General features: G+C 72.1%; 23 protein-coding genes. 15 read left to right on the top strand and 8 right to left on the bottom strand.

The features are described 5' to 3' along the window. Positions 1-10 precede the first annotated feature (10 nt). The 6 genes from MRBLWH7_RS16330 to MRBLWH7_RS16305 all read left to right on the top strand — a co-directional run bounded on the left by MRBLWH7_RS16330 (position 11) and on the right by MRBLWH7_RS16305 (position 6273). A complete protein-coding gene (locus tag MRBLWH7_RS16330) occupies positions 11-358 on the top strand; it encodes a CU044_2847 family protein (RefSeq protein ID WP_341996353.1) in 348 nt (115 codons plus the stop codon). A gap of 84 nt (positions 359-442) precedes the next feature. Next, complete coding sequence (locus MRBLWH7_RS16325; protein WP_341996350.1) at positions 443-1792, top strand: Gfo/Idh/MocA family oxidoreductase; 1350 nt, start codon at positions 443-445, stop codon at positions 1790-1792. Beyond that, positions 1789-2781, top strand: a complete 993-nt coding sequence (locus tag MRBLWH7_RS16320; protein WP_341996349.1) for an NAD(P)-dependent oxidoreductase — start codon at positions 1789-1791, stop codon at positions 2779-2781. The genes MRBLWH7_RS16325 and MRBLWH7_RS16320 overlap by 4 nt, the downstream gene beginning before the upstream one ends. Beyond that, positions 2778-3677, top strand: a complete 900-nt coding sequence (locus MRBLWH7_RS16315) for a 5-dehydro-4-deoxyglucarate dehydratase (protein ID WP_341996345.1) — start codon at positions 2778-2780, stop codon at positions 3675-3677. Before MRBLWH7_RS16320 ends, MRBLWH7_RS16315 begins: the two co-directional genes overlap by 4 nt. Continuing rightward, positions 3674-4786 carry a mandelate racemase/muconate lactonizing enzyme family protein gene (locus MRBLWH7_RS16310; RefSeq protein ID WP_341996343.1) on the top strand — a complete coding sequence of 371 codons (1113 nt, stop codon included), beginning with the start codon at positions 3674-3676 and terminating at the stop codon, positions 4784-4786. The genes MRBLWH7_RS16315 and MRBLWH7_RS16310 overlap by 4 nt, the downstream gene beginning before the upstream one ends. 26 nt (positions 4787-4812) lie before the next feature. After that, positions 4813-6273 carry an aldehyde dehydrogenase (NADP(+)) gene (locus MRBLWH7_RS16305; RefSeq protein WP_341996341.1) on the top strand — a complete coding sequence of 487 codons (1461 nt, stop codon included), beginning with the start codon at positions 4813-4815 and terminating at the stop codon, positions 6271-6273. A 181-nt stretch (positions 6274-6454) separates the two neighbouring features. Here MRBLWH7_RS16305 and MRBLWH7_RS16300 read toward each other — a convergent pair whose 3' ends face one another. Then, on the bottom strand, positions 6455-7582 hold the full coding sequence (locus tag MRBLWH7_RS16300) for a glycerate kinase (RefSeq protein ID WP_341996339.1): 1128 nt from the start codon (positions 7580-7582) through the stop codon (positions 6455-6457). A 77-nt stretch (positions 7583-7659) separates the two neighbouring features. Between MRBLWH7_RS16300 and MRBLWH7_RS16295 the strand changes: the two genes are divergently transcribed. Next, positions 7660-8361, top strand: a complete 702-nt coding sequence (locus MRBLWH7_RS16295) for a ThuA domain-containing protein (RefSeq protein ID WP_341996337.1) — start codon at positions 7660-7662, stop codon at positions 8359-8361. Positions 8362-8553: 192 nt separating this feature from the next. Continuing rightward, positions 8554-9531 (top strand): UDP-glucose 4-epimerase GalE, encoded by a 978-nt coding sequence (galE, locus tag MRBLWH7_RS16290; RefSeq protein WP_341996334.1) that lies wholly within the window; start codon positions 8554-8556, stop codon positions 9529-9531. Positions 9532-9739: 208 nt separating this feature from the next. Here the strand turns inward: galE and MRBLWH7_RS16285 are convergent, their stop codons facing one another. Continuing rightward, the gene (locus tag MRBLWH7_RS16285; RefSeq protein ID WP_341996332.1) at positions 9740-10750 is read right to left on the bottom strand and encodes a LacI family DNA-binding transcriptional regulator; all 1011 of its coding nucleotides are present in this window, start codon (positions 10748-10750) and stop codon (positions 9740-9742) included. Positions 10751-10883: 133 nt separating this feature from the next. On the opposite strand from MRBLWH7_RS16285, the gene galT reads away from it, so the two are divergent. The 5 genes from galT to MRBLWH7_RS16260 all read left to right on the top strand — a co-directional run bounded on the left by galT (position 10884) and on the right by MRBLWH7_RS16260 (position 16489). Continuing rightward, positions 10884-12068: a galactose-1-phosphate uridylyltransferase gene (galT, locus tag MRBLWH7_RS16280; protein WP_342002102.1), complete on the top strand. Its 1185-nt coding sequence runs from the start codon at positions 10884-10886 to the stop codon at positions 12066-12068. Between the two features lie 11 nt (positions 12069-12079). After that, positions 12080-13261 carry a galactokinase gene (galK, locus tag MRBLWH7_RS16275; protein WP_342002099.1) on the top strand — a complete coding sequence of 394 codons (1182 nt, stop codon included), beginning with the start codon at positions 12080-12082 and terminating at the stop codon, positions 13259-13261. Positions 13262-13436: 175 nt separating this feature from the next. Then, positions 13437-14279 carry an alpha/beta hydrolase gene (locus MRBLWH7_RS16270; RefSeq protein WP_341996329.1) on the top strand — a complete coding sequence of 281 codons (843 nt, stop codon included), beginning with the start codon at positions 13437-13439 and terminating at the stop codon, positions 14277-14279. Between the two features lie 75 nt (positions 14280-14354). Beyond that, on the top strand, positions 14355-14996 hold the full coding sequence (locus tag MRBLWH7_RS16265; protein ID WP_341996327.1) for a TetR/AcrR family transcriptional regulator: 642 nt from the start codon (positions 14355-14357) through the stop codon (positions 14994-14996). Continuing rightward, the gene (locus tag MRBLWH7_RS16260; RefSeq protein WP_341996325.1) at positions 14993-16489 is read left to right on the top strand and encodes a carboxylesterase family protein; all 1497 of its coding nucleotides are present in this window, start codon (positions 14993-14995) and stop codon (positions 16487-16489) included. The genes MRBLWH7_RS16265 and MRBLWH7_RS16260 overlap by 4 nt, the downstream gene beginning before the upstream one ends. A 128-nt stretch (positions 16490-16617) precedes the next feature. Here the strand turns inward: MRBLWH7_RS16260 and MRBLWH7_RS16255 are convergent, their stop codons facing one another. The 6 genes from MRBLWH7_RS16255 to MRBLWH7_RS16230 form a co-directional block, all read right to left on the bottom strand. Next, a complete protein-coding gene (locus MRBLWH7_RS16255; protein ID WP_341996323.1) occupies positions 16618-17409 on the bottom strand; it encodes a type IV toxin-antitoxin system AbiEi family antitoxin domain-containing protein in 792 nt (263 codons plus the stop codon). A gap of 212 nt (positions 17410-17621) precedes the next feature. Continuing rightward, on the bottom strand, positions 17622-18608 hold the full coding sequence (locus tag MRBLWH7_RS16250; protein WP_341996321.1) for an LLM class F420-dependent oxidoreductase: 987 nt from the start codon (positions 18606-18608) through the stop codon (positions 17622-17624). A 9-nt stretch (positions 18609-18617) separates the two neighbouring features. Further along, entirely contained in the window at positions 18618-19517 is a 900-nt protein-coding gene (locus MRBLWH7_RS16245; protein WP_341996320.1) for a site-specific DNA-methyltransferase, read from the bottom strand. Further along, on the bottom strand, positions 19514-20563 hold the full coding sequence (locus tag MRBLWH7_RS16240; RefSeq protein WP_341996319.1) for a biotin/lipoate A/B protein ligase family protein: 1050 nt from the start codon (positions 20561-20563) through the stop codon (positions 19514-19516). The genes MRBLWH7_RS16245 and MRBLWH7_RS16240 overlap by 4 nt, the downstream gene beginning before the upstream one ends. A 104-nt stretch (positions 20564-20667) precedes the next feature. Continuing rightward, on the bottom strand, positions 20668-22263 hold the full coding sequence (locus MRBLWH7_RS16235) for a glycoside hydrolase family 6 protein (protein ID WP_341996317.1): 1596 nt from the start codon (positions 22261-22263) through the stop codon (positions 20668-20670). A gap of 206 nt (positions 22264-22469) precedes the next feature. Next, positions 22470-23321, bottom strand: a complete 852-nt coding sequence (locus tag MRBLWH7_RS16230) for an alpha/beta hydrolase (protein WP_341996315.1) — start codon at positions 23319-23321, stop codon at positions 22470-22472. 108 nt (positions 23322-23429) lie between these two features. Between MRBLWH7_RS16230 and MRBLWH7_RS16225 the strand changes: the two genes are divergently transcribed. Together MRBLWH7_RS16225 and MRBLWH7_RS16220 are read left to right on the top strand one after the other, a co-directional pair. Further along, positions 23430-23903, top strand: a complete 474-nt coding sequence (locus MRBLWH7_RS16225) for a MarR family transcriptional regulator (protein ID WP_341996313.1) — start codon at positions 23430-23432, stop codon at positions 23901-23903. Further along, positions 23900-25258 (top strand): MFS transporter, encoded by a 1359-nt coding sequence (locus tag MRBLWH7_RS16220; protein ID WP_341996311.1) that lies wholly within the window; start codon positions 23900-23902, stop codon positions 25256-25258. Before MRBLWH7_RS16225 ends, MRBLWH7_RS16220 begins: the two co-directional genes overlap by 4 nt. Positions 25259-25265 lie beyond the last annotated feature (7 nt).

The raw sequence follows: 25265 nt of genomic DNA, 5'->3' as shown, positions 1-25265 counted from the left end.
GAGGGCGGGCATGGTCGCGAATCTGGTGGAGTTCCCGTTGAGCGAGGGCGGGTCGGTGGTGGTCGCCTCTGTCGGGCCGGGCGCAGGTCACGACCCGTATGGGCCGGTCCTGCGCGGTCGCGTCTCGGAGGCGGTGGTCACTCAGGCGAGCGAGTCGTTCGAGACGGTGGTGCAGCGGGTCCAGCCCGCGGCGACCGCCGTCCTCGATGCGGCCCGCTCGGGCCCCCACCCGCCGAGCGAGGTCACCGTCGAGTTCGGGATCGAGATGTCGGCGGACCTCGGCGCCGTGATCGCGTCGACGGCGGTGCAGGCGAACTTCAAAGTCACCATCACCTGGCAGCGCGACACGTCGCGCTGAACAGCACCTCTTCGCGATCCGGGACTTCAGCGAACGCTTCCCCGCAACACTGCTATCCTGAGAAAACGTTTCCTGAGGAGTCGCATGAGCCACCGCCGGTATGCCCTCGTCGGCGCGGGACACCGCGCCCAGATGTACGTCGACGCGATCATCGGCCGATACGCCGACGACGCCGTGCTGGTCGCGATCTGCGAGCCGAACCCGGTGCGAGCGCAGTACTACGTCGACCGGGTGGTCGAGGCAGGGTTCTCTGCGCCGGCCGTCTACGCACCCGACGACCTCGAGACGATGGTGCGCGAGCAGACAGTGGAGCGCGTCGTGATCTGCGCCCGGGACGACCTGCACGCGCCACTGATCGTGCGGGCGCTGGATGCCGGCGCCGACGTCGTCGTCGAGAAGCCGCTCACCATCGACGGACCCTCCGCCGCGGCGATCGAGGACGCCATCGACCGCACCGGCCGCGCGGTCGTCATCACGTTCAACTACCGGTACTCGCCGCGCAACTCGGCGCTTCGCCAGGTCATCCAGGACGGCGCGATCGGCGAAGTCACGTCCGTCGACTTCTCGTGGGTGCTCGACACCCAGCACGGCGCGGACTACTTCCGCCGCTGGCACCGCGAGAAGCAGCACTCGGGCGGCCTGCTGGTGCACAAGGCCAGCCACCACTTCGATCTCGTGAACTGGTGGATCCGCTCCGCCCCGCGCCGGGTGTTCGCCTCCGGCGGTCTGCGCTTCTACGGTGCCGGCAACGCCGCGGCACGAGGCCTCGGCGAGCGTCCGGCCCGCGGCACGCACGACGGCGGCGATGCCTTCGAACTCGACCTCCGCGGCGACGAGCGCCTGAAGGCGCTGTACCTGGACGCCGAGCAGCACGACGGGTACCTGCGCGACCGCGACGTGTTCGGCGAGGGCATCACGATCGAGGACAACCTCGCCCTGGTCGTCGACTACACCTCCGGCGCGACCCTTTCGTACTCCCTCAACGCCCACTCCCCGTGGGAGGGATACCGCGTCGCGGTCAACGGCACGCTGGGCCGGGCCGAGCTCGAGGTCGTCGAACGCGGCGCCGTGCTCGCCGACGAGGGGTTGCACCCGGTGCTCGACCCGTCCGCCAGCGATGCCGGCACCACCGGATCCCTGCGACCCGAGGGCGAGCGGCTCATCGTGCAGCGCCACTGGGAGGCCGCCTACGAGGTGCCGCTCGAGGGCAACAGCGACGGCCACGGCGGCGGCGACGCGCTCCTGCTCGCCGACCTGTTCGAGGGCCCCGGCGACGACCCGCTCGCGCGTCCCGCCGACTGGCGCGACGGCGTGTGCTCCATCGCGGTCGGGATCGCCGGCAACCGCTCCCTCGAGACCGGACTCCCGGTGCAGGTCTCCGATCTCGGCATCCGCTTCCTCGCGGCCGACGGCGCCGCGACCCTCCGCGCATGAGCCGCATCGTCGTCACGGGCGGCGCCGGCAGGCTCGGCCGCAGCCTGGTCGCGGGGCTCACCGCCGCGGGGCACGAGCTGGTCTCACTCGACCGTGCCGTCTCCGACGCCGGCGAGCTGCACGACATCGAGCAGATCGCGGTCGACCTGACCGACACGGATGCTGCGACCCGCTCGATCGCCGGCACCCGGGCCGATGCGCTCGTCCATCTGGCCGCCATCGCGGTGCCGTTCAGCGCGCCCGAGGACGTCATCCTGCGGACGAACGCCACGATGGCGCTGGGCGTGATGTCGGCGGGCGTGGCCGCCGGCATCCCGAAGATCGTGGCGGCGTCGAGCCCCACCGTCCTCGGCTACAACTCGCCCACGGGGTGGCTCCCCGAGCGCTTCCCCGTCGACGAGGAGACGACGCCGAAGCCCTGGAACGCGTACGCGCTGTCGAAGCTCCTCGCCGAGCAGACCATGTCGATGCTGGCCCGGCAGACCGGTGACGCCACTCGCTTCGCCGCCTTCCGCCCCTGCTACGTCATCGCGCCGGAGGAGTGGCAGAACACCCCGACGCAGCAGGGTCACACCGTGCGCGAGCGCCTCGCGGATCCCACGCTCTCGGCGCCGGCCCTCTTCAACTACGTCGACGCACGCGACGTCGCGACCTTCATCGACGCGCTGCTGGTGGCGCTCCCCGAGATCCCCAACGCCGAGGTGTTCTTCGTCGGCGCCGACGATGCGCTGGCCCGCCGGCCGCTCGCCGAGCTGCTGCCGCAGTTCGTGCCCGGCACCGAAGAGCTCGCGGCGGGGCTCACCGGCACTGCGCCCGCCTTCTCGAACGCGAAGGCCCGGCGGGTCCTGGGCTGGCGCCCCGCCCACACCTGGCGCGGCGAGCTCAGCGAGCCCGTGTACGACGCCGACGTCGCACGCGGCCACGATTCCGCCCGCACCCACGACGCCGCCCCCACCCTCGACTCCGCCCGAAAGGACGTGCTGGCGTGAAGTTCGACGGCATCCTCTTCTTCCCCGTCACCCCATTCGACGCCGACGGCCGCGTCGACGAAGGACTGCTGCGGCGGCACCTCGAGACGACCCTCACCCACACCCCCGGCGGTGTGTTCCCCGCGTGCGGCACGGGTGAGTTCCACGCCCTGTCGACCGACGAGGCGTCGCGCGTCGTGCAGATCGCGACCGAGACGGTCGCGGGCGGCATCCCCGTCGTCGCCGGCACCGGCGGTCCGCTCGACCACGCGACGACGCTCGCACGTGCCGCGGCCCATGCCGGAGCCGACGCGCTGCTCGTGCTGCCGCCGTACCTGGTCGGCGGCCCGCAGTCAGGACTCGTCGCCTACGTCGAAACGGTGGCGGCGGCATCCGATCTTCCCGTCGTCATCTATCACCGCGGCACCGCGCAGTACTCGGTCGACTCGGTGCGCCGCCTCGCGCAGAACCCCAAGGTCGTCGGGTTCAAGGACGGCGTCGGCGACGTCGGCCGCGCGCAGCAGATCGTGCGGGCGGTGGCAGCGGAGGGCCGCGAGGACTTCACGTTCTTCAACGGACTGCTGACCGCCGAGCTGACGCAGGGGGCGTACCGAGGGATCGGCATCCCGCTGTACTCGTCGGCGGCGTTCGCGATGATCCCCGAGGTCGCGAACGCGTACTACCGCGCGTACGTCGAGGGCGACGAGACGCGGCGGGTCGAACTGCTCGACGGCTTCTACTCGCCGCTGGTCGCGCTGCGCGACGAGACCCCCGGCTTCGGCGTCTCGCTCATCAAGACGGGCTTGCGTCTGGGCGGCCTGCCCGTCGGGTCGGTGCGCCCGCCGCTGGTCGACCCGACGCCCGCGCAGGAGGCGCGCCTGGCCGAGATCCTCGAGGCGGGGCGAGCGCTGCTGTGACCGCCTCCACCAGATCACCCCGCACCACGATCGCCTCGTTTGACGCGCGCCTGCTGCGCGTGCCGCTGACGCGGCCGTGGGCGGCCGACGTGACGACGGTGGGCGTGGTCGCGACGCACGTGGTGCGCTCCGACGGCGCCGAGGGCTGGGGCTTCTCGTGGACGCCGCAGATCGGGGGCGAGGCCGTGCACGCCCTGCTCGCGAACGACATCGCCGCGTGGGCGGTCGGGCGCTCGGCCGAGCCGGGCGAGGAGTGGCTGACCCTCTGGCAGCACCTGCACGAGGCCGGTGGCGGCGGCGTCACGACGATCGCGATGGCCGGGCTCGACCTCGCACTCTGGGATGCGGCCGCGCGCGCCGACGGCCGTTCGGTCGCGCAGTGGCTGGGACCGCAGCGCGAGAGCGTGCGGGCCTACGGCTCAGGGGTGAATCTGCACTACTCGGTGGACGAGCTGGTGGCCCAGGCGCGGCGCTGGGTCGATGCCGGCTTCGACGCGGTGAAGGTGAAGGTCGGCAAGCCCGACGTCGCCGAGGACCTCGACCGTATGAAGGCCGTGCGCGACGCGCTCGGCCCCGACCGCGCGCTCATGATCGACGCCAACCAGCGGTGGGATCTCGACCGGGCGACGCGGAGCCTCGAGGTGCTCGCGGAGGTCTCGCCCGCCTGGGTCGAAGAGCCGCTGCGCGCCGACGACCTGTACGGCCATTACGAGCTGTCGAAGCGCCTGACCGCATCCAGCGGCATCCCGATCGCGGTCGGCGAGAACATCCACAATGTCTACCGGTTCGACGACTTCCTGCGCACCGGTGCCGCGCAGATCGTGCAGCCGAACATCGTCCGGGTCGGCGGGATCACACCGTTCCTCGGGATCACCGGCATCGCGGGCGCCTACGGCGCCGCGGTCCACCCGCACCTGCTGCCCGAGCTGTCGGGCCAGCTCGCCCTGTGCCTGCGCTCCGTCCCGGGCGTTCCCGAGCCCATGGCCGAGGACGTCGAGGACGCCGGCTTCGGCGACCTCGGCGCGCTCCGCGACCCGTCGCCCGTGCGCATCGCCGACGGCACTCTGACCGAGGCGCCGCACGTCGGCCTCGGGATCCGCTTCTCGTGACCTCGACAACCGGGAAGGTTCTCCCCATGACAACCACGACCACGACCGACGCGACCGACCTCGAGGCGCTCGCGCGGGCCGCCGCCGCTGCGGCGCCGATCTGGCGGGCGACGGATGCTGCGACCCGCGCGTCGTGGCTGCACGCGGCGGCCGACGCGCTCGACGCGAACATCGACGAGCTCGTCGCGATCGCCGACCAGGAGACCCGCCTCGGCGAGACCCGCCTGCGTGGCGAGGTCGGGCGCACCACCGGTCAGCTGCGTCTGTTCGCGACCGTCGTCGAGGAGGGGTCGTACCTCGAGCTCACCGTCGACGACGCGGACGCATCGGCGTCCCCGCCCCGCCCTGAGCTTCGCCGCATGCTCACCGGCGTCGGCCCTGTCGCCGTCTTCTCGGCGTCGAACTTCCCGTTCGCGTTCTCGGTCGCGGGCGGCGACACCGCGTCGGCCCTCGCCGCCGGCAACCCGGTCATCGTGAAGGCGCACTCCGGGCACCCGCGTCTCTCGGACCGCACGGCGGCCATCGTCGCCGCGGCACTCGTCGAGGCGGGGGCGCCCGAAGGCTCCCTTGCGCTCGTCCACGGTCGCGAGGCGGGCAACGCGCTGGTGCAGCATCCGTCCATCCGCGCCGCGGGCTTCACGGGGTCGCTCGGCGGCGGACGCGCTCTGTTCGACCTGGCGACGGGTCGCCCCGACCCCATCCCGTTCTACGGCGAGCTCGGCTCGGTGAACCCGGTGGTCATCACTGCGGCGGCCGTCGCGGCGCGCGGCGAGGCGCTCGCCCAAGGGCTCGTCGGCTCCTTCACGCTCGGCGTCGGCCAGTTCTGCACCAAGCCCGGCGTCGTGTTCGTGCCCGAGGGCGCCGGCTTCGAAGACCTCGTCGCCGGCTTCGCCGCCGATGCCGCCGGGGGCGCGCTCCTCACCGACCGCATCACCGCGGCCTTCCCGGCGGGCATCGAGCACCTCCAAGCCGACCCGTCGGTCTCGGTGGTCGCTCACGGTCTTCCCGCCGCGGCCGGATCGGCGCAGCCGGTCGTGCTGTCGACCGATGCCGCGGCTATCGCCGCACGCCGCTCCACGCTGCTCGAGGAGTGCTTCGGGCCGGTCACGCTGCTCGTGCGGTACTTGTCCCCCGGCGCCCTTCACACCGCGCTCGAGGCCGTGCCGGGTTCGCTGACCGCGACGCTGCACTCCGAGGCCGACGACGACGTCGCGGCGGTGCTCGAGGTGCTCACCCGCAAGGCCGGGCGCGTGCTCTTCGCCGGCTGGCCGACGGGCGTCGCGGTGACCTGGTCGCAGCACCACGGCGGCCCGTGGCCCGCGACGACGTCGCTGCACACCTCGGTCGGCGCGACCGCGATCCGCCGGTTCCTCCGGCCGGTCGTGTTCCAGGACGCCCCCGAAGCCCTCCTGCCGGAGGTGCTGGGGGACTCGTCGCTCGCGGCGCTGCCGCACCGCCGCAACGGCGTGCTCCACACCGGCCGCTGACGGCGGGCAGGCGACGATCCGACCGGGCCGTTTCGACTCTGGGTTTCGACCGTACGCTCGCTCAACGACCGTTCCTCCCCCCGCTCGACGGCCGGCTGCGGGGGCGGCCCTCTACCCACCGGTCGTTGAGCGAAGGGCGCTCCAGCGCCCGCAGTCGAAACGCCTGAGCCAGCGAGACGGTTCAGCCGCGAGCGAGTTCGCGCGCCAGCCGCGCCCCTGCCTCCTCGAGCCACCGCGCGGTCTCGGCCATCGCGGCCCCGCCGGATCCCGCGAGCTCGGTGAGCGAGGCCGTCGCGGCGAAGCCCGAGGTGTCGGCATCCGCCGCGATGCGGCCTGCGACCAGCGCCACCGGCACGCCGGCGGCCGCGGCCACAGCGCCGACGTGCGCGGGCACCTTGCCCGCCGCGGACTGGCCGTCGTACGCCCCTTCGCCGGTGACGACGACGGATGCCGCGGCCACCGCCGCGTCGAGTCCTACGAGCTCCGCGACCGCCGCGGAGCCCGGCACCAGCCGCGCGCCCCAGGCCAGCAGCCCGAACCCGGTGCCACCGGCAGCACCGGCCCCTGCGGTCTCGGGGTCGGCGTCGACCAGCGCGGCGAGTCGCGCGAGACCCGCGTCGAGCACCGGGATGTCATCGGCGCCGGCGCCCTTCTGCGGCCCGAAGATCGCCGCAGCTCCCCGGGGTCCGAAGAGGGGGTTGGTCACATCGCTCAGCACCGTCACCCCACCGGGCGGAAGGGGCGCGAGCCCCGACAGGTCGGCCACCGTCACCGCGTCGAGACCGCGTGCGCCGCGGGCGACGGGCCGGCCCGCAGCATCCGTGAATCGCGCTCCGAGGGCGGTGAGCATGCCCGTGCCGCCGTCCGTCGACGAGCTCGAGCCGATCCCGAGCACGAGGCGCGACACCCCGTGCGCGAGGGCGGCCGCGATCGCCTCGCCGAAGCCGCGCGTGTGAGCATCGAAGGCGTGCAGGCGCGGCGGCGTGCCGAGCAGCTCGATGCCGCTCGTGTTCGCGAGTTCGACGACGCCGGTGCCGTGGGGTGCGCCGGGCGTCGCCGGCAGCAGCACCCACGACGCCTCGACGGGTCCGTCCTCGGGTCCCGTGACGGTCACCGGCATGCGCTGGGCGCCCGGTACGGCGGCCGCGAACGCGTCGACCGTGCCCTCGCCGCCGTCGGCCATGGGCATCAGCCGGAGCTCGCTGTCGGGGCGCTCCCGGCGCCAGCCTGCGGCGAGCGCCTCGGCGGCTGCCGCCGCGCCGATCGTTCCCTTGAATGAATCGGGCGCGATCACGACGGTGTGGGCCATGACGTCATTCTCCTCGGGGATGCGGGGTCTCGTCGTTTGCGGCTCGACTCTCGGGGGAAAGCGTTATCCTGCAGAACATGGTATCCATGGACCGCCCGCAAGCCGAGCCCACCCCACCCCGTGCGGTGATCGCTACCGGCACCGGCCGGTACGCCGACCCGTGGCATCCGTTCCCCGCCACGTCGGCACGCATCGCGGACGCGCTGCGGGCCGACGGCTGGAAGGTCACGGTCGACGAGGACGTCGACCACGCGCTCGCGCAGCTCGACGGGTTCGACCTGCTCGTCGTCAACGCCGGCGATCCGTGGCGTGATGGCGAGGCCGAGATCGGTCATCTCTCCGATCCCGCCGCCGACGCCGGCCTGCGTGCCGCGATCGGCCGCGGCATCGGGCTCGTCGCGCTGCACGCCGCGCTCTCGAGCCTGCGCGACCACCCGGCCTGGCGCGAGGCCATCGGCGGCGAATGGCAGCCCGGCCTCTCGTGGCACCCCCCGGTCGGCGACGCGCGGGTGAGGGTCGTCGACGGTGAACATCCCGTGAGCGAAGGGATGCCGCCCCTCGACGTCGTCGACGAACGCTACAGCGACCTCGTGGTCGACGCGGGCGCGCGCGTGCTCGCCGTGCACGACGTCGACGGCGCCGAGCACGCCGCGGTGTGGGTGCGGGAGCAGCCGACGCGCGCCGTGGTCTCCTCGCTCGGCCACGACGAGCGCTCGTACCACTCCCCCGCGCACGTGGCGCTGCTGCAGCGCGCAGCGCGCTGGGCGGCGCGCGCCTGAACCTCTGCGCACATGACCGGACCCCTCGCGCGACACGTCGCGGAACGGATGCCGCCACCCGGCGTGCCGGCCAAACCTCGATTCCTGCACGCCGAGCGCGCGATCGCGGCCGGGAACGGGGCATCCGTCCGACCGGGCAGAATGGACGCGGCGCCGCTCGGCGTAACCACCCCCACCTGAATCCGGAGTGATATGTCCTGGCTCGTGACCGGAGGCGCCGGCTACATCGGCGCCCACATCGTCCGTGCGCTCGCAGACGCGGGCCTGAACTCCGTCGTCATCGACGACCTCTCGAGCGGCCACGCGTCGTTCGTGCCCGAGGGCGTGCCGTTCGTGCGCGGCTCCATCCTCGACGGCGAGCTCGTCGAGCGCACGCTCCGCGAGCACCAGGTCGAGGGCGTCATCCACCTCGCCGGGTTCAAGTACGCGGGCGTCTCGGTGCAGCGCCCGCTGCACACCTACGCGCAGAACGTCGAGGGCACGCGCGTGCTCCTCGCCGCGATGCAGGCGGCGGAGGTCTCGAACCTCGTGTTCTCGTCGTCGGCCGCCGTGTACGGCACGCCCGACGTGCCGCTCGTCACCGAGGACCTGCCCAAGCGCCCCGCCTCGCCCTACGGGGAGTCGAAGCTGATCGGCGAGTGGATCATCCGCGACCAGGCGGTCGCGAGCGCCGAATCGGACCATGCCCTCCGCTACACCGCCCTGCGCTACTTCAACGTCGTCGGCTCGGGCGACCCGTCGGTCTACGACACCAGCCCGCACAACCTCTTCCCCCTCGTATTCGAGGCCCTGCTCGCGGGCAGGACGCCGCGCATCAACGGCGACGACTACGACACTCCCGACGGCACGAACGTGCGCGACTACGTGCATGTGGCCGACATCGCCGCGGCCCACGTCGCGGCCGCGCAGCGCCTGCTCGCGAACCGCCCGATCGAGCCCGCGTACAATCTCGGGTCGCAGAACGGCCTGAGCGTCCGGGAGATCATGGACGCGATGGCCCGTGTCACGGGAATCGCCTTCACGCCCGAGATCGCACCCCGCCGCCCCGGCGACCCCGACCGCATCGTCGCGACCGGCCAGCTCGCGGCGCGCGACCTGGACTGGAAGAACCGCTACTCCGTCGACGAGATGGTCCGCACCGGCTGGGAGGCGCGCCGCGCCGCCGGCTGAGGCATCCGTCCCCCCCCCCCCCCCCCGCCTATTCCTGGCGACTCGCCAAGAATGAGGGGCCCACAACGCTGTCTTGGCGACTCGCCAGGATGCGCAGCGCCAGCAGCCGCGACCGCTTTGTGGCGACTCGCCAAAAGGCCCAGCGGAGAGCGCGAAGTCTGGCGCCTCGCCAAGGACGGGAGCGGGCACGGGCACGCCGCTCGGGCTGTCAAGCTCGGGCAGTCAAACCTGAGCGGGCCGCGGTGCTCTCGCGGACGACGAGGCGCGTCGGCACGGTCTCGAACGCCGCGGGCGCGCCGGCCTCGATGCCGTCGACGAGCGCCGCGACCGCGCGCGCGCCGAGCGCGTCGAAGTCCTGCCGCACGGTGGTGAGGGGCGGACGGTAGTCCGCGGCATCCGCCACGTCATCGAAGCCGACCACGCTCACATCGCCGGGCACCGCGCGCCCCGCCTCCCCCATGGCGCGCAGCACGCCCAGCGCCATCTGATCGTTGGCGGCGAAGACGGCGGTCGCACCTGTTTGGAGAAGAGCGGATGCTGCGGCGAAGCCCGACGCGGAGGTCCAGTCTCCGCGGACCACGGGCGGCACCGCGGCGCCGGCGGCCGAGAGAGCGTCGCGCCACCCGCGCTCGCGCTCCCCCGCGGCGAACGAGCCTTCGGGGCCGGCCAGGTGGTGGACGGTCGCGTGGCCCAGCGCGAGCAGGTGCTCGACCGCGGATCTCGCGCCTGCGGCGTGATCGGTCTCGACCACCCCGAAACGCTCGTCGCGCGGAGAGTCGACCACGACCAGGCGCAGCCCAGGGGCGCCGACATCGGCACCGCGCACCCGCGCTGTGGCCTCGTTCAGCACGATCGCCCCATCCACGCCCTGCTCGGCCAGCCGCTCGAAAGCCGCGGCCACGTCGCCGTCGGCGCCGAGCGTCACGACCGTCAGCGCGTAGCCGCGGGCGGCCGCGGCATCCGCCACCGCCTGCAGCATGCGGGAGTTGCCCACCGACGCGAGGGTCGACACCACGAGCCCGATGGTCTGGGTGCGTCCGGTGCGCAGAGCGCGCGCGGCGCGATGCGGACGGTAGCCGAGGTCCCTCATCGCCGCCTCGACGCGCGCCCGCGTCCCGGGGTCGACGCGGGGGCTCGCGTTGACCACCCGCGACACCGTCTGGCCCGAGACGCCCGCGCGCTCCGCGACGTCCGCCATCGACACGCGTCTTGCCGTCATCCCCACCCCGATCCATCGGACGCCGTCGACGTGAGGTCGGGATGCAGCGCCCGTGTTGACGCCAACATAGCGGACTTGCTAACGTGTTGACGTGAACACGCCTCACGACGACACCGTGGTGTCCGCCCGCGATCTGCCCGCCGAGGCCCTCGGCGCCGGCGTCGTCAAGCGCCCGACCCGCCTCGCCGACGGGCGCGAGCTGATCTACTACGACGACCCCGGCACGACGCTCGGCGCCGAACGCGCCCTCGACGCGCGCGACCTCGCACCCAGGCCCCAGACCGCGACCATGCGACGCGACGTCCTGACAGGCGACTGGGTGTCGATCGCCGCGGCCCGCCAGAACCGCGCTTTCCTCCCGCCGGCGCACCTCGACCCGCTGGCCCCGCAGACGCCGACGAATCCGTCGGAGATCCCTTCGCTGTACGACGTGGCCGTGTTCGAGAACAAGTCGCCGTCGTTCGGCCCCGCTCTCGCGGTCGCACACGGCGACGCGCCCGCGCGGACTCTTGGCGAAGCCCTCGTCGGCACCGATCCGCCACGCGATCTCGAGGACCTCGTGGCCCCGGGCCTCGGCCGGACCCGCACGAGCGTCGGCCGTTGCGAGGTCGTGTGCTTCAGTCCCGAGCACTCGGGCTCCTTCGGCTCGCTGACGGTTACCCGTGCGCGCACGGTCATCGAGGCGTGGGCGGATCGCACGGCGGCCCTGTCGGCGCTGCCCGGCATCGAGCAGGTCTTCCCGTTCGAGAACCGCGGCGAGGCGATCGGCGTCACGCTCCCCCACCCACACGGGCAGATCTACGCCTACCCGTACATCACGCCGCGCACGACGAGCCTGCTGGCGTCCATCGATCGCGAGGGCGCCGACCTGTTCGCGCGCATCCTCGACTTCGAGCGTGCGGGTGAGCGCGTGATCCTCGAGGGCGAGCACTGGACGGCGTTCGTGCCGTTCGCGGCGCGCTGGCCGATCGAGATCCACCTGCTGCCGCACCGCCACGTCGCGGACTTCGCCGAGGCGACCCAGGCCGAGCGCGACGAGCTCGCGCCCCTGTACCTGCGGCTGCTCCGCGGCGTCGACGCGCTCTACGACTCCCCCACGCCGTACATCGCCGCCTGGCACCAGGCGCCGGTGCACCGCGGCCGCGACACCGCGCGCCTGCACCTGCAGCTCACATCACCGCGCCGCGCGGCCGACAAGCTCAAGTTCCTCGCCGGATCCGAGGCCGCCATGGGTGCCTGGATCGGCGACATCCCGCCCGAGACGGCGGCGGCGAAGCTGCGCGACGCCGTCGCCTCCATCCCCGAGGAGACCCTGTGACCGCCACCGACATCCGCACCGCGGCCATCGCGCGTGCGCTCTTCGCCGCCCGGTTCGGCGCCGACGCCACCGGCACGTGGTCTGCGCCCGGACGCGTGAACCTCATCGGCGAGCACACCGACTACAACGACGGCTTCGTGCTACCGTTCGCGATCCAGCACCGCACCCATGTCGCTCTCGCCCCGCGCGCCGACGGCGTCTTCCGTGTGCGCGTGGCCTCGACGTTCGATGACGCGACCGTCGAGGTCGCGCTCAACGAGCTCGACGCGCTCTTCCCCGAGAAGCGCGATGGCGTGCCCGAGTGGGCGCGGTACCCGTTGGGTGTCGCGTGGGCGCTGCTCGCGGCATCCGGAACCGATCCCGCCACGGTGTCGGGTGTCGACCTCGCCTTCGCGTCCGACGTGCCGGTGGGCGCCGGACTGTCGTCATCCGCCGCGATCGAGGGCGCGACCGCCGTCGCCCTCGCCGACACCTGGGGAATCGATCTCGACCGCGTCGCGCTGGCGAAGGTCGGCCGTCGCGCCGAGAACGAGGCGGTCGGCGCGCCCACGGGCATCATGGACCAGATGGCGTCGCTCCTCGGCCGGGCCGACGCGGCCATATTCCTGGACTGCCGTTCGCTGGAGGCACAGGTCGTCGACCTCGGCTTCGCGGACGCCGGCCTCGAGCTCGTCGTCATCGACACCGGCGTGAAGCACTCCCACGCCACCGGCGGCTACGGCGAGCGCCGCGCCGCGTGCGAGCGCGGTGCCGCGGCGCTCGGCGTGCCGGCGCTGCGCGACGTGAGCGTCGACGACCTCCCGCGCCTCGCCGAGCTCGTGGACGAGGTCACCTTCCGCCGCGTCCGCCACGTCGTCACCGAGAACCAGCGCGTGCTCGACACGGTGCGCACCCTCCGCGAGCAGGGGCCCTCCGCGATCGGCGACCTCCTCGTCGCCTCGCACGCTTCGATGCGCGACGACTTCGAGATCTCGGTCCCCGAGCTCGACACCGCGGTCGAGGCCGCGCTGTCGGCCGGCGCAGTGGGCGCCCGCATGACCGGCGGCGGCTTCGGGGGCGCCGCGATCGCACTCGTCGCGCACGAAAACGTCCAGGACGTGACGGATGCCGCCACCGCCGCCTTCGCAGCCGCCGGCTTCACCGCCCCCACCGTCTTCACGGTGACCCCTTCCGCGGGAGCAGCGCGCGACTGACCTCGCACCCGCGTCGCGCAGGTCCGTGGCGTTTCGACTGCGGGCGCCAGAGCGCCGCTGAACGCCGCGTGAACGCTCGTGACGCACGCGGGCAGACCACTGGCGATGACGGATGCCGCGGCCTAGCGTCGAACGCAGGGTCGCGGCATCCGCCCGCGATCCGGAAGGAGCGATCGTGGCGTACATCACCGTCGGGACCGAGAACTCGGTGGACATCGACCTCTACTACACCGACCAGGGCCCGTCGGATGGCCAGCCGGTCGTGCTGATCCACGGCTTCCCGCTGGACGGCGAGTCGTGGGGCAAGCAGCAGGCCGCGCTGCTCGACGCCGGCTACCGCGTCATCGCCTACGACCGCCGCGGCTTCGGGCAGTCGAGCAAGGTGGGCTCCGGGTACGACTACGACACGTTCGCCGGCGACCTGCACGCCCTGATCGAAGACCTCGACCTCCACGACGCGGTGCTCGTGGGCTTCTCGATGGGCACCGGCGAGATCGCCCGCTACATGTCGCGCTACAGCAGCGGCCGCGTCGCGAAGGCGGCGTTCCTCGGATCGCTCGAACCGTTCCTGCTGATCACCGACGACAACCCCGACGGCGCCGGACCGCAGGAGTTCTTCGACGGGATCGCGCAGTCGGTGCGCGACGACCGCTACGCCTTCATCGCCGGGTTCTACAAGGACTTCTACAACCTCGACGACAACCTCGGCTCCCGCATCTCGCAGGAGGCCGTCGACGCGAGCGTGCAGGTCGCGACGTACGCCGGCAACACCGCGCTCGCCGCGGCGCCGCTGACGTGGCCCACGGACTTCCGCGCCGACATCCCCGCGATCGACGTGCCCGCGCTCATCCTCCACGGGACCGCCGACAACATCCTCCCCATCGACAAGACCGCCCGCCGCTTCAAGGATCTGCTCCCCGACGCCACCTACGTGGAGATCGAGGGCGCGCCGCACGGCCTGCTGTGGACGCACGGTGCCGAGGTCAACGAGGCACTGCTCGCCTTCCTCCACAGCTGACACTCATCACCAGACCGCGGGCTCGAGCGCGGTTGGGTTCTGAGAAATCAAGCGATGTTCGGGTTTACTTCTCTCATGGCAGGGAGCGGACCGGGGCGGCGGGGCTCCTACGCGAAAGGCGTCGCGAAGCGCGAGGAGATCCTCACGCGCGCGCTCGACGTGATCGCCCGCGAGGGTTATCGCGGCGCTTCGGTCAAGGAACTGGCGGATGCCGCGGGCCTCAGCCAGGCAGGACTCCTCCACTACTTCGACAGCAAGGAGGAGCTCTTCACCGAGATCCTCCGCAAGCGCGACGAGCTCGACTCCGTGGGGCAGGGGGTGGGCGGCGATCCGCAGCGTGGCCTGACCCCCGCCGAGGATGGCGAACTCCCCGACATCCGCGCGGGCTATCTCGACATCATCCGGCACAACGCCGACGTCCCCGGGCTCGTGCACCTGTTCGCCCGGCTGTCGGTCGACGCGGCGGATCCGGAGCATCCGGCTCACCAGTTCTTCGTCACGCGCGGGGCGAGCCTCCGCCGCTTCTTCGCCGAGGTCGTGGCCGCGAAGCAGGCGGCCGGCGAGATCACGGACCGCGTCGATCCCGACACGATCGCGCGTCTGTTCCAGGCGGTCGCCGACGGCATGCAGCTGCAGTGGATGCTCGAGCCCGACGTCGACATGGCCGCCGCGGTGGGCGCCCTGTTCGAGTTGCTCGCTCCGAAGGAGGGCTCATGACCGAGACCACCGCAACCGCGTTCATCGAGGTGAGCACCGCTGCCGGCCGGGTGCGGGGCCTGTGGCGGGGCGAACCCGGAGCCGGCGGATCGGCCGCGTTCCTCGGCATCCCGTTCGCGAAGCCGCCGGTCGGCGAACGACGGTTCGCGGCGCCCGAGCCGCCGGAGCCCTGGGACGGCGTGCGCGACGCGCTCGAGTACGGGGCGACGGCGCAGCGCGGCGACACCGGTATCACCCTCATCCCCGAGCCGTCGGTCCCTGGCGAGTCGACGCTGAACGTCAACGTCTTCACGCCGGTTCCGGGACAGACGGATGCTGCGCTCCCGGTGCTCGTCTGGATTCACGGCGGCGGCTTCATCTCGGGCTCCCCCGCCAGTCCCTGGTACGACGGCCGTGCATTCAACCGCGACGGCGTGGTCACGGCGACGGTCTCGTACCGGCTCGGCTTCGACGGCTTCGGGCACATCGATGGTGCCCCGTCGAACCGCGGCGTGCGCGACTGGCTGGCCGCCCTCGAGTGGGTGCAGGAGAACATCGCGCAATTCGGCGGCGATCCGTCGCGCGTGACGATCGCGGGGCAGTCCGCGGGCGGCGGCGGCGTCCTGACGCTGCTCGGCATGCCCGCCGCGCAGCGCTTGTTCCACGCGGCGTGGTCGCTCTCCGGCGCCCTGGCCGACGTCTCCGTCGAACGCGCGCGGTCCGCGTCGGCGCGGCTCGCACATCTCGCCGGCGTCGCGCCGACGCGCGAAGGCTTCGCATCCGTGCCGGAGGACGCCCTGTACGCGCTGCAGCGGAAGGCCGGCGAGCCGGAATCATCGGACCGGCTGGCCGGCGTGCGTTCACTGCTGGAGGAGGGGCTCTCGTGGGGTCCGGCGATCGACGGCGACCTGCTCACGCAACCGACCATCGACGCGCTGCGCGCGGGGATCGGCGCGGACAAGCCGCTCGTCCTCGGCACGACCGACGACGAGTTCACGATGGTGACCGACGGCGCGAAGCGCGCGCTGCGGCTCGTGCCCGCGAGCCTCGCTCTCAGCAGACTCGGGGTGTCCCGAGCGCGGCGGCGCGAGTACCTTGCCGACAACGCCGCGCAGCGGCGCAAAGGAACGGCCGCAGTCCTCGGTCGCTACGTCACCGACGTCGTGTTCCGCTCCACCGTCGTGCGGGTCGCCGAGGCGCGCAGCGACGCGCCCACGTGGGTGTACCGATTCGTGTGGCCCTCTCCGACCCGCCGCTGGGCGCTGCACTGCCTCGACGTGCCGTTCTGGTTCGACTGCCTCGACGACGAGCACGTCGCCGCGATCGCCGGGGATGCCCCTCCCCGGAGTCTGGCAGCCGCCGTGCACGGCAGCGCGGTGGCGCTCGTGCGCGGCGACGACCCGGGCTGGCGCCCGTGGTCCGACGCGCCCGGCACCACCCGGATCTTCGGCGGCGACGCATCCGTTCCCGACGTGGTGCCCGACGGCTACCCGAGCGTCCGCGCGCTCGTGTGACCTCGCAGCCCCGGACGGCCCGTGGTCAGTGTCAAGAACTCAGGAGAAACGCCGACCTCGCCGGCCCGACACGGCATCGAGGCGCAGATTCGCCTGAGTTCTCGACGTCGGCCGCGACAGCAACCCATTCAGCGCCGCCAGCACCACATCCAGATTCCACATGATGTCCTCCGCGATCGGCCGGTACGTCGCATATCCGAGAGGGCGGCCGCCTGGTCACGGCGCCGATCACGCCGCTGCTCCTCCCACGTCGAGTGATGGGCCCGGCTGTCGCACTCGACGATCAGCCAGCCGTCCACGACGAAATCGACCCGCCCCACCCCCGAGATATTCACCTGGAGTTCGAACGTCGCGCCGAGCGCTCTGAGCATCAGTCGCACCAGAGTCTCGGGCCCGGACTCCGCGCGGCTGTCGATGAGCTTGCGCAGCACCGCATGGCGCCGCGGGAGTACGTGGAAGAGCTCGTCGAGCTCGTCGTGCCTGAGCACCCCGAGGTGCAGTGCGGAATCCAGTGTGGCCAGCGCCGCCCGTACCGGCTGACACCGGACCGCCTGCACGACGGCGTCGAACGGCTCGACGCAGGTGGACCGCGGGTGCGGGCTTCGGTGCAACCGCCCCCAGTGGCGCCGAAGACGGCGGGCCACCGGCCTCGGCCGCGACGAGTTCGCCGGCAGATGGACGTGAAGCACCCCCGGGTCCAGCACGAAGACGTCGAGATGCGCCAGCGCACTCGTGCAGGCGAGGAGCCCGCCGAGGCGGCACGCGTCGACGGCATCCTGAGGTGTTCGGGGCAGGAGGTACACGCCGCTGCGCGGTCGGAGCAGGCGACCATCCACGACCGCGTTCCGCAGCGACCTGTCGGTCCAGCCCTCCGCCGCGAGGTCCGAGCGGCGGAACGAAGGGAAGGGTGGCAGCAGCATCCGCCCAGACTCCGTGCCCGCACCGGGCGCGCTCGCGGTCCGACGGACGATGGGGACAGCCGGGCGCAGGCTCGGAGCTGGGGAGGAGAGGCCGCGCGGTGGTCCAGAACTCCTCGCGCGTCGAGGATTCAGGAACAACAGGGAACGAGAGCGCGGAGATACGGCCCGCCGGCACCGATTCTCCTGAATCCTCTACGCGGTCGCCGACGACGTCAGCTGAGTGCGGCGATGACCTCGCGCTCGAACAGCTCGACCCCCGAGAGGTCGTAGGCGGCTTCGGGGAAGTAGTGGATCGCGTAGGCGATGCCGTGGCGTTCGCGCTCGGCGAGCCGCTCGGCCACCTGCTCGGGCGTGCCGAAGGCCGGAGAGGTCAGGTAGTCGTGCTCGATGTGGTCGGCACGCTCCTGCCCGACGTGCGGGAGCAGGCGCGCCTTGACCGCAGCCAGGCGGTCGCGCGCCTCGGCCTCGGTCGCCCCGACGATCGTGTTGAAGTTCGACGTGCGCGTGATCTCCGAGAAGTCGCGGCCGAGCGCGTCGCAGTGGTCGCGGAGGATCGCGCTCTTGCGGTCGATGTCGTCGAGCGAGCCGGCGTAGTTCGTGTACGACGCGTACTTCGCCGCGATCTTGAGCGTGACCTTCTCGCCGCCGCCGGCGACCCAGATGGGGATGCCGCCGTCCTGCAGCGGGAGCGGCTGCACGATGGCGCCGTCCACCTGGTAGTGCGTGCCATCGAGCGTGGCCCGCCCGGTCCTCCAGGCCTGCTGCATGATGTCGACGCCCTCGCGCAGCATCCGGAGCCGCTCCGGCACGGGCGGGAAGCCGTAGCCGTATGCCTCCCACTCGTGCTCGTACCACCCGCCGCCGATGCCCATCTCGGTGCGGCCGCCCGAGACGATGTCGACGGTCGCGGCGACCTTGGCGAGGTAGGCGGGGTTGCGGTAGCCCATGCAGGTGCACATCTGGCCGAGGCGGATGCGGTCGGTCGAGGCCGCGAAGGCCGCCATCAGCGTCCACGCCTCGTGGGTGGCCTCGTCCGAGTGCACCGGCGTGGTGTGGAAGTGGTCGTAGACCCAGAGCGATTCCCACGGCCCCGCGTCGGCGTGCCGCGCGAGACCCTTCATCACCGCCCAGTGGTCTGAAGGATCGATGCCGACGAGGTCGAATCGCCAGCCCTGGGGGATGAAGGTTCCGAAGCGCATGCTCCCAGCCTAGGGAAGCGTTTGCTCGCGCTCGACCGCGAACACCCGGGCGTGCGGCATCCGCTCGCGCATCACTGCGATCGCGTCGGGGTTGTGGTCGACGAGGACGGCGTCGCGGCCCAGCGCGGAGGCCACCGCGCCGGTCGTGCCGCTGCCGGCGAAGAAGTCGAGCACGCGGTCGCCCGGGCGCGACGACGCCTGCACGATGCGCCGGAGGACGCCCTCCGGCTTCTGCGTCGGGTACCCCGTCTTCTCGCGACCGGTCGTCGGCACGATGGTGTGCCACCAGACGTCGGTGGGGAGCTTCCCGCGCTCGGCCTTCTCGGGGGTGACCAGGCCCGGCGCCATGTACGGCTCGCGGTCGACGGCGTCAGAGTCGAACCAGTACGCCTTCGGATCCTTGACGTAAACCAGGATCGTGTCGTGCTTCGTGGGCCACCGCTTGCGGGTCTTCGCGCCGTAGTCGTAGGCCCAGATGAGCTCGTTGAGGAAGCGCTCGCGCCCGACGAGCGCGTCCATGAGCACCTTGGCGTAGTGCGCCTCGCGGTAGTCCAGGTGCAGGTACAGCGTGCCGTCGTCGGCGAGAAGGCGCCACGCCTCGAGCAATCGCGGCTCGAGGAAGCCCCAGTAGTCGTCGAAGGTGTCGTCGTACGCCCGCAGGTCGCCGCGGATCCGCTCGTACTCGCGCCCGTGGAACCCGCGCCGGACGATCGCCTCACCGGGTGGGGGGACGGATGCTGCAGACCGTGCGGTCTCGATGGACCGCTCCTGCGGGCGGCCGGTGTTGAACGGCGGGTCGAGATAGATCAGCGTGAACGACGCATCGGGCAGCGTGCGCGAGACCACGAGGTTGTCGCCGTGGTGGATCTCGACGGACCCGGGGGCGGCAGCATCCGTCTCCCCGGTCATGGAACCCGGCGAAGCCATGAGTCCGTCGCGAACTTCGACTCCACGAGGGCCTCGGCCTCGGCGTATTCGTCGTCGGTGATGTGCCCGGGGACGGCGCCGTAGAGGTTCGTGAACGTCTCCTCGAGCTTGGCGATGATGGCCTCGCGTGGGAGACCCGTCTGGCGACGGAGGGGGTCGACGCGCTTGGCCGCCGACGTCGTGCCCTTGTCGCTGAGCTTCTCGCGGCCGATCCGCAGCACCTCGGTCATGACGTTTCCGTCCATGTCGTAGCTGAGCGTCGCGTGGTGCAGCACTCCGCCGTTGGCGAGGCGCTTCTGCGCGGCGCCGCCGATCTTGCCCTGCGGCGAGGCGATGTCGTTGAGCGGCTGGTAGGTCGCCTCGATGCCGAGGGCGCGCAGCGCCTGCAGCACCCAGTCGTCGAGGAACGCGTACGAGTCGGCGAATGTGAGCCCGGCGACCAGGGATGCCGGCACGTACAGCGAGTAGGTGACGATCGAGTTCGCCCCCATGAGCATGGCGCCGCCGCCGGAGATGCGGCGGACCACGTCGTAGCCGTGCGCCGCGGCGCCATCGGGGTCGACCTCGTTGCGGAGGGACTGGAACGAGCCGATGACGACGGCGTTCTCGTCCCACTCCCAGACGCGCAGCGTGGGGCGCCGGCGGCCGTCGCCGACGCGGCCGGTGAGCACCTCGTCGAGCGCGAGGTTCATGCGCGGCGAGACGGGCTTCTCGTGCACGATCTCCCAGTCGAAGTCGCGCCACCCGGGTGCCGTGACGAGGGCCCGACGCACCGCCGTCCCCACGGCCTCGGGCGTGAAGCCGAGCAGCTGCGCGCCCTCGGGAAGCGCCGAGCGCACGGCGGCGGCGATGGTGGCGACATCCGCCTCGACCGGCAGCCCGTTGACGGCGGCGTCGATGTCGGCGAGGGCGTCGTCGGGCTCGAGGAAGAAGTCCCCCGCGAGGCGGAAGTCCGCGATGCGACCCTCGCGCTCTTCGAGGTCGACGACCACGAGCTTGCCGCCGGGCACCTTGTATTCGCCGTGCATGGGCTTCAGCCTATTGGCGCGCGCCGGGGGCGCGCTCCGCCCGACGACCGGGAGCCGTGGTCCCGGTCGTCGGGCGTGCGCCGGCTACACCGGCGCGCCGCGTGTCACGACGTGCAGGCGCGCCCGTCGAGCAGGAACTGCCACGGCGTCGCCACCGCGCTGTCCGCGTGCACGACGGTGTCGGGAGCGTTGCCCGTGCGCTTGGCGGTGCCGGTCACCGTGACGATCCCCTCGGCCTGCGTGACCGTCGCGCGGGTCGCCTTCGTGATCCGCTGGCCGCCCGGCAGCGCGAAGCTGAGCGCGAAACGCGAGCTGACCGCGCCGGAGAGCCGCACCGCGGCGGATTCGCCGTCGAGCGTCGGCGCCCAGTCCACGTGGCAGTCCAGCGGCGCGATGCCGGGCTCGGCGAACGCGATGAGCTCGCGCGCCTGCTGCGTGAACCAGTGGCCGGCCGCGGGGTCCTCGTACCCGCGCTCCGGATCGTTCGGGCCGGCCGTACCGCGGTAGCACTTGCCGTCGGACTCGCCGGGCACCTTGATCCAGAGGTACGCGTCGACGAGCGGCACGTCGATGGTCGTGTCCGGACGAGCACCGAGGCCTCGGTCCGGCGGGTTGCACCAATCCTCGTGCGTGTCGCCGTACGCTCCTTCGTGGTTCCACGGCCCGAGCCCGTTGCGGCTCGTGTCGATCACGAAATGCGTCGTCGGCTGGGTGGCGCCGAGGAGCGAGGCGTAGCGCGAGTCCACCCCGGAGGTGTTGAGAGCCGGGTCGGCGGCATCCGCGCTCCACTGGCCGTGCTGCGACATGGCGACGCCCTCCCAGTCGGTCGCGGGGCCGCCGTTCCAGTACTGGTTGCCGCATGAGCCGAAGTCGCCGGGGCTCACCTCGGTGACGTACGCGATGCACTGCGACACCCACGTGCCGTACGCCGTCGAATTGGCGGTGAACTGGTAGTTCGACGTGTTGAGGAAGAACCCGTCCGCGCGCTGCACCCCGGCCTTGATCAGGCGGTCGGAGATCTCGCCGATGTTGAGCCACGCCGCGTTGGTGCCGTCGAGGTAGACCGAGGTCGCCGGAAGTGCGGCGAAGGCGTCTACCGCGTGGTTCAGCTGTGCGAAGCGGTCCGTCGCGGCCGTGTCGGCGGGCACCTCCGCCGGCTGGCACCACTCGACCTGTCCGTCGAGCGTGGTGTAGTGCGGGATCACGCCGAGTCCGTCGGGTTCGAGGATGACGGTGGCGTCGCGCCCGGCGATGCCGGCCGCGAAGCCATCGATCCAGGCATCGTACGCGGCGGTGTCGGCCGCGCCGCCCGCGGAGTACTGGGCGCAGTCGCGGAACGGCAGGTTGTACGCGACGAGCACGGGCATGCGTCCCTGAGCGGTGGCCGCCGTCACGACGGCGTCGACGGCGGCCTCCACGTCGGCCGGGGTGCCGTCGGTGAACCATGTCGCCGAGGCGATCGATCCGAGCAGCTGGGCGTCATCGCGTGCCTGACCGCTGAGCGACTGGGCCGCTTCGAGCGTCGTGCTCCACGGATCGACGTACAGCTCCGAGCCCGCGAGGCCGGTGTCCTCACCGGCGACCGCCGCGGTCGCCGTCAGCGGCACGGCGAGGGCGGCCACCAGTGCGGCCGCCGCACCGAGGGCGAGGGCCCGTCTGGTCGGCGGACCGCCGCGGAGTCGAGCGGGTGCCAGAGTCATGTGTCCTCCTTGGACTTCTCGGCCGCCGGGCGCCGTCGCCCGGGGAGCGTCATCGTCGTGCGCGCGAAGGTTTGGGAGCGCTCCCACGATGATCACTGCCGCCAGGATGGCGTACGCATCATCCCGCAGTCAAACGCGCCACGGCTGACCGGAGTGCGCCGCCGTCAACGGCGGCGCCCCACCTCCCGGCCAGACGGCCGCCGCTGTCAGGTGCGGTCCGCGATGTGCCTGTCGAGCCAGGCGAGCAGATCGGCGCGCACCTCGGCCTGCATGACCTCGTTGAAGATCTCGTGGCGCGCATCGGGGTAGATGAGCGTCGTCACGTCGGTGAAGCCCGAGCGCGTGCGGTACGCATCGGCCAGACGGTGCACGCTGCGCGGTCCGCCCACCGTGTCGTCGCGGCCGATCATGAGGAGAGTCGGGATGTCGCGGCCGAGGTTCCTGCGCGGCAGACCGTACATGCGGATGGAGTCGACCACCCCGATGAGCTTGATCGGGTCTTCGCTCGTGGTGAGCGGATCGTCGAGGAAGGCCCGGCCCACCGACGGGTCGCTCGAGAGCCACTCGGTGCCCATCGCACCGGGACCGGCCCAGCGCTTGTTGAGCTTGTTGGTGTGGATCGACCCCGGCATGCGCAGCGCCGTGCCGGTCAGCACGAGCGCGTCGTATGCATCGGGGTGCTCGTTGACGAGCATCTGGGCGAGCACCGAACCGCCGGAGTGCCCGAGCAGCACGAGGGGCAGCTCGGGGTGCTGTCCCCGGATCTGCTGGGTGAACTGCCACATGGCGGCGAGCGCGCCGCGCAGCCCGCCCTTGCCCAGGTGGCCGAGACGGGTCGCGTCGCCGCCGTGCTGGCCCATGCCGGTGCGCCCATGGCCGCGGTGGTCGGCCGCGTAGACGGTGTACCCGTCCGCGACGAGCGCGGCGATCAGCGCACCGTATCGCCCGGCGTGCTCGCCGATGCCGTGCAGCAGCTGCACGATGGCCCGCGGCGACGCCTGGGCCGGGTGGACGTCGTAGTGGATCGTGATGTCATGCGCGTCGATGAACTCGGGCATGCCGAGCAGTCTATGGGCGGACCATCGCACCCCGGCCTGACGCGGGGATGCGGCATCCGTCCCGCCAACTTTCTTTAGCAAAACTAATGAGCTATGCTAACTAACCGGATGAGCAGCAACGAGACTTCAGAGACAGACACCGGCCCCGACGCCGGCACTCACGCAGACCTCTCCCCCGCCGCCTCCCAGTTGCGCATCGCGACCTTCCGGCTCGCGCGACGCATGCGCACGCAGCGCGCCGTCGACTCGATGAGCGATGGGCAGTTCGCCGTTCTCGCGGCGCTCAAGGTGCACGGCCCGCACACGCTCGGCGACCTCGCCGAGCGTGAGCGCGTCTCGGCCCCATCGATGAATCGCACGGTCAACTGCCTGCAGGACTCCGGCTACATCGTGCGCGGCGCCGACGAGCGCGACGGCCGCAAGGTCGTGATCTCGCTCACGCCCGAGGGCGTCGCGGTCGTCGAAGAGACCGCCCGCCGCCGCGATGCGTGGGTCGAGGCCTCGCTCGCCGAGCTCACGCCGGCGGAGCGGGAGACCCTTGCCGCCGCCGCCGAGATCATGCAGCGGATGGTGGCCCGATGAGCGCGATGTTCCGGTCCTTCTCGGCCTTCAACTACCGCGTGTGGTTCATCGGCGCGCTGGTGTCGAACATCGGCGCGTGGATGCAGGCGACCGCCATCAGCTGGGTCGTGCTCACCGAGCTCACCGACAACGACGCCGCCGCGATGGGCGTCACGATGGCGCTGCAGTTCGCGCCGCCCCTCCTCCTCGTGGGCGTCACCGGGCTCGTGGCCGACCGCTTCGACCGCCGCAAGCTGCTGCTCGTCACCCAGAGCCTGCTCCTCCTGCTCGGCGTCGCGATCGGCGTGCTCATCTTCGCCGGCCTGATGACGCTGCCCGTCATGTACCTCTTCGCGCTCGCGCTCGGCGTCGTCGCCGCGTTCGACAACCCGGCGCGCCAGGCCTTCGTCTCCGACCTCGTCGCCCGCGAGAACGCCTCGAACGCGGTCGCGCTCAACGCAGCGTCGTTCAACGGCGCCCGCATGATCGGTCCGGCCGTCGCCGGCATCGTCATCGTCGCGGTCGGCACCGGGTGGGTGTTCGTCGCCAACGCGGTGACGTTCCTCGCGATGCTGGCCGCGCTCCTGCTGATCCGCACGCACGAGCTCGTGCCCCGCGTCAAGGCGCCGCAGTCCTCCCGCCTCGCCGACGGCTTCCGGTACGTCGCCGGCCGCCCCGACCTCATCGTGACCTGCGCGATGGTGTTCCTCATCGGCGCGTTCGGCATGAACTTCCCGATCCTCGCCTCGACGATGGCGGTCGAGTTCGGCAAGGAGGCCGACGGCTTCGGCCTGCTGAGCTCGATCCTCGCGATCGGCTCGGTCGCGGGTGCGCTGATGGCCGCCCGTCGCGACCGCGCCCGGCTGCGCGTCCTCATCATCGGCACCGCGATGTTCGGCGTCGCCGCGGTGGTGTCGGCGTTCATGCCGACGTACTGGCTCTACGCGATCACGCTCATGTTCACCGGATTCGCTGTCGTCACGATGATGACCACGGCGAACGGGTACGTGCAGACGACGACCGACCCGGTGCTGCGCGGCCGCGTGCTCGCGCTGTACATGGCGATCCTCATGGGCGGCACGCCGATCGGGGCGCCCATCGTCGGCTGGGTCGCTGCCGAGTTCGGCCCGCGCATGGCGATCCTCGTCGGCGCCGTCGCCGCCTTCGTCGCCTTCGCGATCGGCGCCACATGGCTGCTCTGGTCGGGCCGCCTGCACCGCCACGAGGAGAAGCGCTTCCGCCTCACGCTCGACGAGACGCGGCCGCTCACGATCGTCGCCCCCGAGGAGTTCAGCGACGAGGTCGCCGGCACCACGCCGATCCGCGTGCTTCCCGGCGAAGAGGACGAGATCCGCACCCGCGCCCGCGCGAGCTGACCGAGCT

Origin of the sequence: Microbacterium sp. LWH7-1.2 (assembly GCF_038397755.1) — a bacterium.
GTDB lineage: Bacteria > Actinomycetota > Actinomycetes > Actinomycetales > Microbacteriaceae > Microbacterium.
This window is presented reverse-complemented; position numbering and strand designations above follow the sequence as displayed.

Bases quoted from the DNA above. Each gene is read 5' to 3' on its own strand.
- MRBLWH7_RS16260 (WP_341996325.1), top strand. From the start codon at position 14,993: ATGACCGAGACCACCGCAACCGCGTTCATCGAGGTGAGCACCGCTGCC.
- MRBLWH7_RS16220 (WP_341996311.1), top strand. From the start codon at position 23,900: ATGAGCGCGATGTTCCGGTCCTTCTCGGCCTTCAACTACCGCGTGTGG.
- MRBLWH7_RS16300 (WP_341996339.1), bottom strand. From the start codon at position 7,582: ATGGCCCACACCGTCGTGATCGCGCCCGATTCATTCAAGGGAACGATC.
- MRBLWH7_RS16285 (WP_341996332.1), bottom strand. From the start codon at position 10,750: ATGACGGCAAGACGCGTGTCGATGGCGGACGTCGCGGAGCGCGCGGGC.
- MRBLWH7_RS16235 (WP_341996317.1), bottom strand. From the start codon at position 22,263: ATGACTCTGGCACCCGCTCGACTCCGCGGCGGTCCGCCGACCAGACGG.
- MRBLWH7_RS16250 (WP_341996321.1), bottom strand. From the start codon at position 18,608: ATGCGCTTCGGAACCTTCATCCCCCAGGGCTGGCGATTCGACCTCGTC.
- MRBLWH7_RS16295 (WP_341996337.1), top strand. From the start codon at position 7,660: ATGGTATCCATGGACCGCCCGCAAGCCGAGCCCACCCCACCCCGTGCG.
- MRBLWH7_RS16225 (WP_341996313.1), top strand. From the start codon at position 23,430: ATGAGCAGCAACGAGACTTCAGAGACAGACACCGGCCCCGACGCCGGC.
- MRBLWH7_RS16230 (WP_341996315.1), bottom strand. From the start codon at position 23,321: ATGCCCGAGTTCATCGACGCGCATGACATCACGATCCACTACGACGTC.
- MRBLWH7_RS16255 (WP_341996323.1), bottom strand. From the start codon at position 17,409: ATGCTGCTGCCACCCTTCCCTTCGTTCCGCCGCTCGGACCTCGCGGCG.
- MRBLWH7_RS16305 (WP_341996341.1), top strand. From the start codon at position 4,813: ATGACAACCACGACCACGACCGACGCGACCGACCTCGAGGCGCTCGCG.
- MRBLWH7_RS16245 (WP_341996320.1), bottom strand. From the start codon at position 19,517: ATGACCGGGGAGACGGATGCTGCCGCCCCCGGGTCCGTCGAGATCCAC.
- MRBLWH7_RS16265 (WP_341996327.1), top strand. From the start codon at position 14,355: ATGGCAGGGAGCGGACCGGGGCGGCGGGGCTCCTACGCGAAAGGCGTC.
- MRBLWH7_RS16320 (WP_341996349.1), top strand. From the start codon at position 1,789: ATGAGCCGCATCGTCGTCACGGGCGGCGCCGGCAGGCTCGGCCGCAGC.
- MRBLWH7_RS16240 (WP_341996319.1), bottom strand. From the start codon at position 20,563: ATGCACGGCGAATACAAGGTGCCCGGCGGCAAGCTCGTGGTCGTCGAC.
- MRBLWH7_RS16330 (WP_341996353.1), top strand. From the start codon at position 11: ATGGTCGCGAATCTGGTGGAGTTCCCGTTGAGCGAGGGCGGGTCGGTG.
- MRBLWH7_RS16325 (WP_341996350.1), top strand. From the start codon at position 443: ATGAGCCACCGCCGGTATGCCCTCGTCGGCGCGGGACACCGCGCCCAG.
- galE (WP_341996334.1), top strand. From the start codon at position 8,554: ATGTCCTGGCTCGTGACCGGAGGCGCCGGCTACATCGGCGCCCACATC.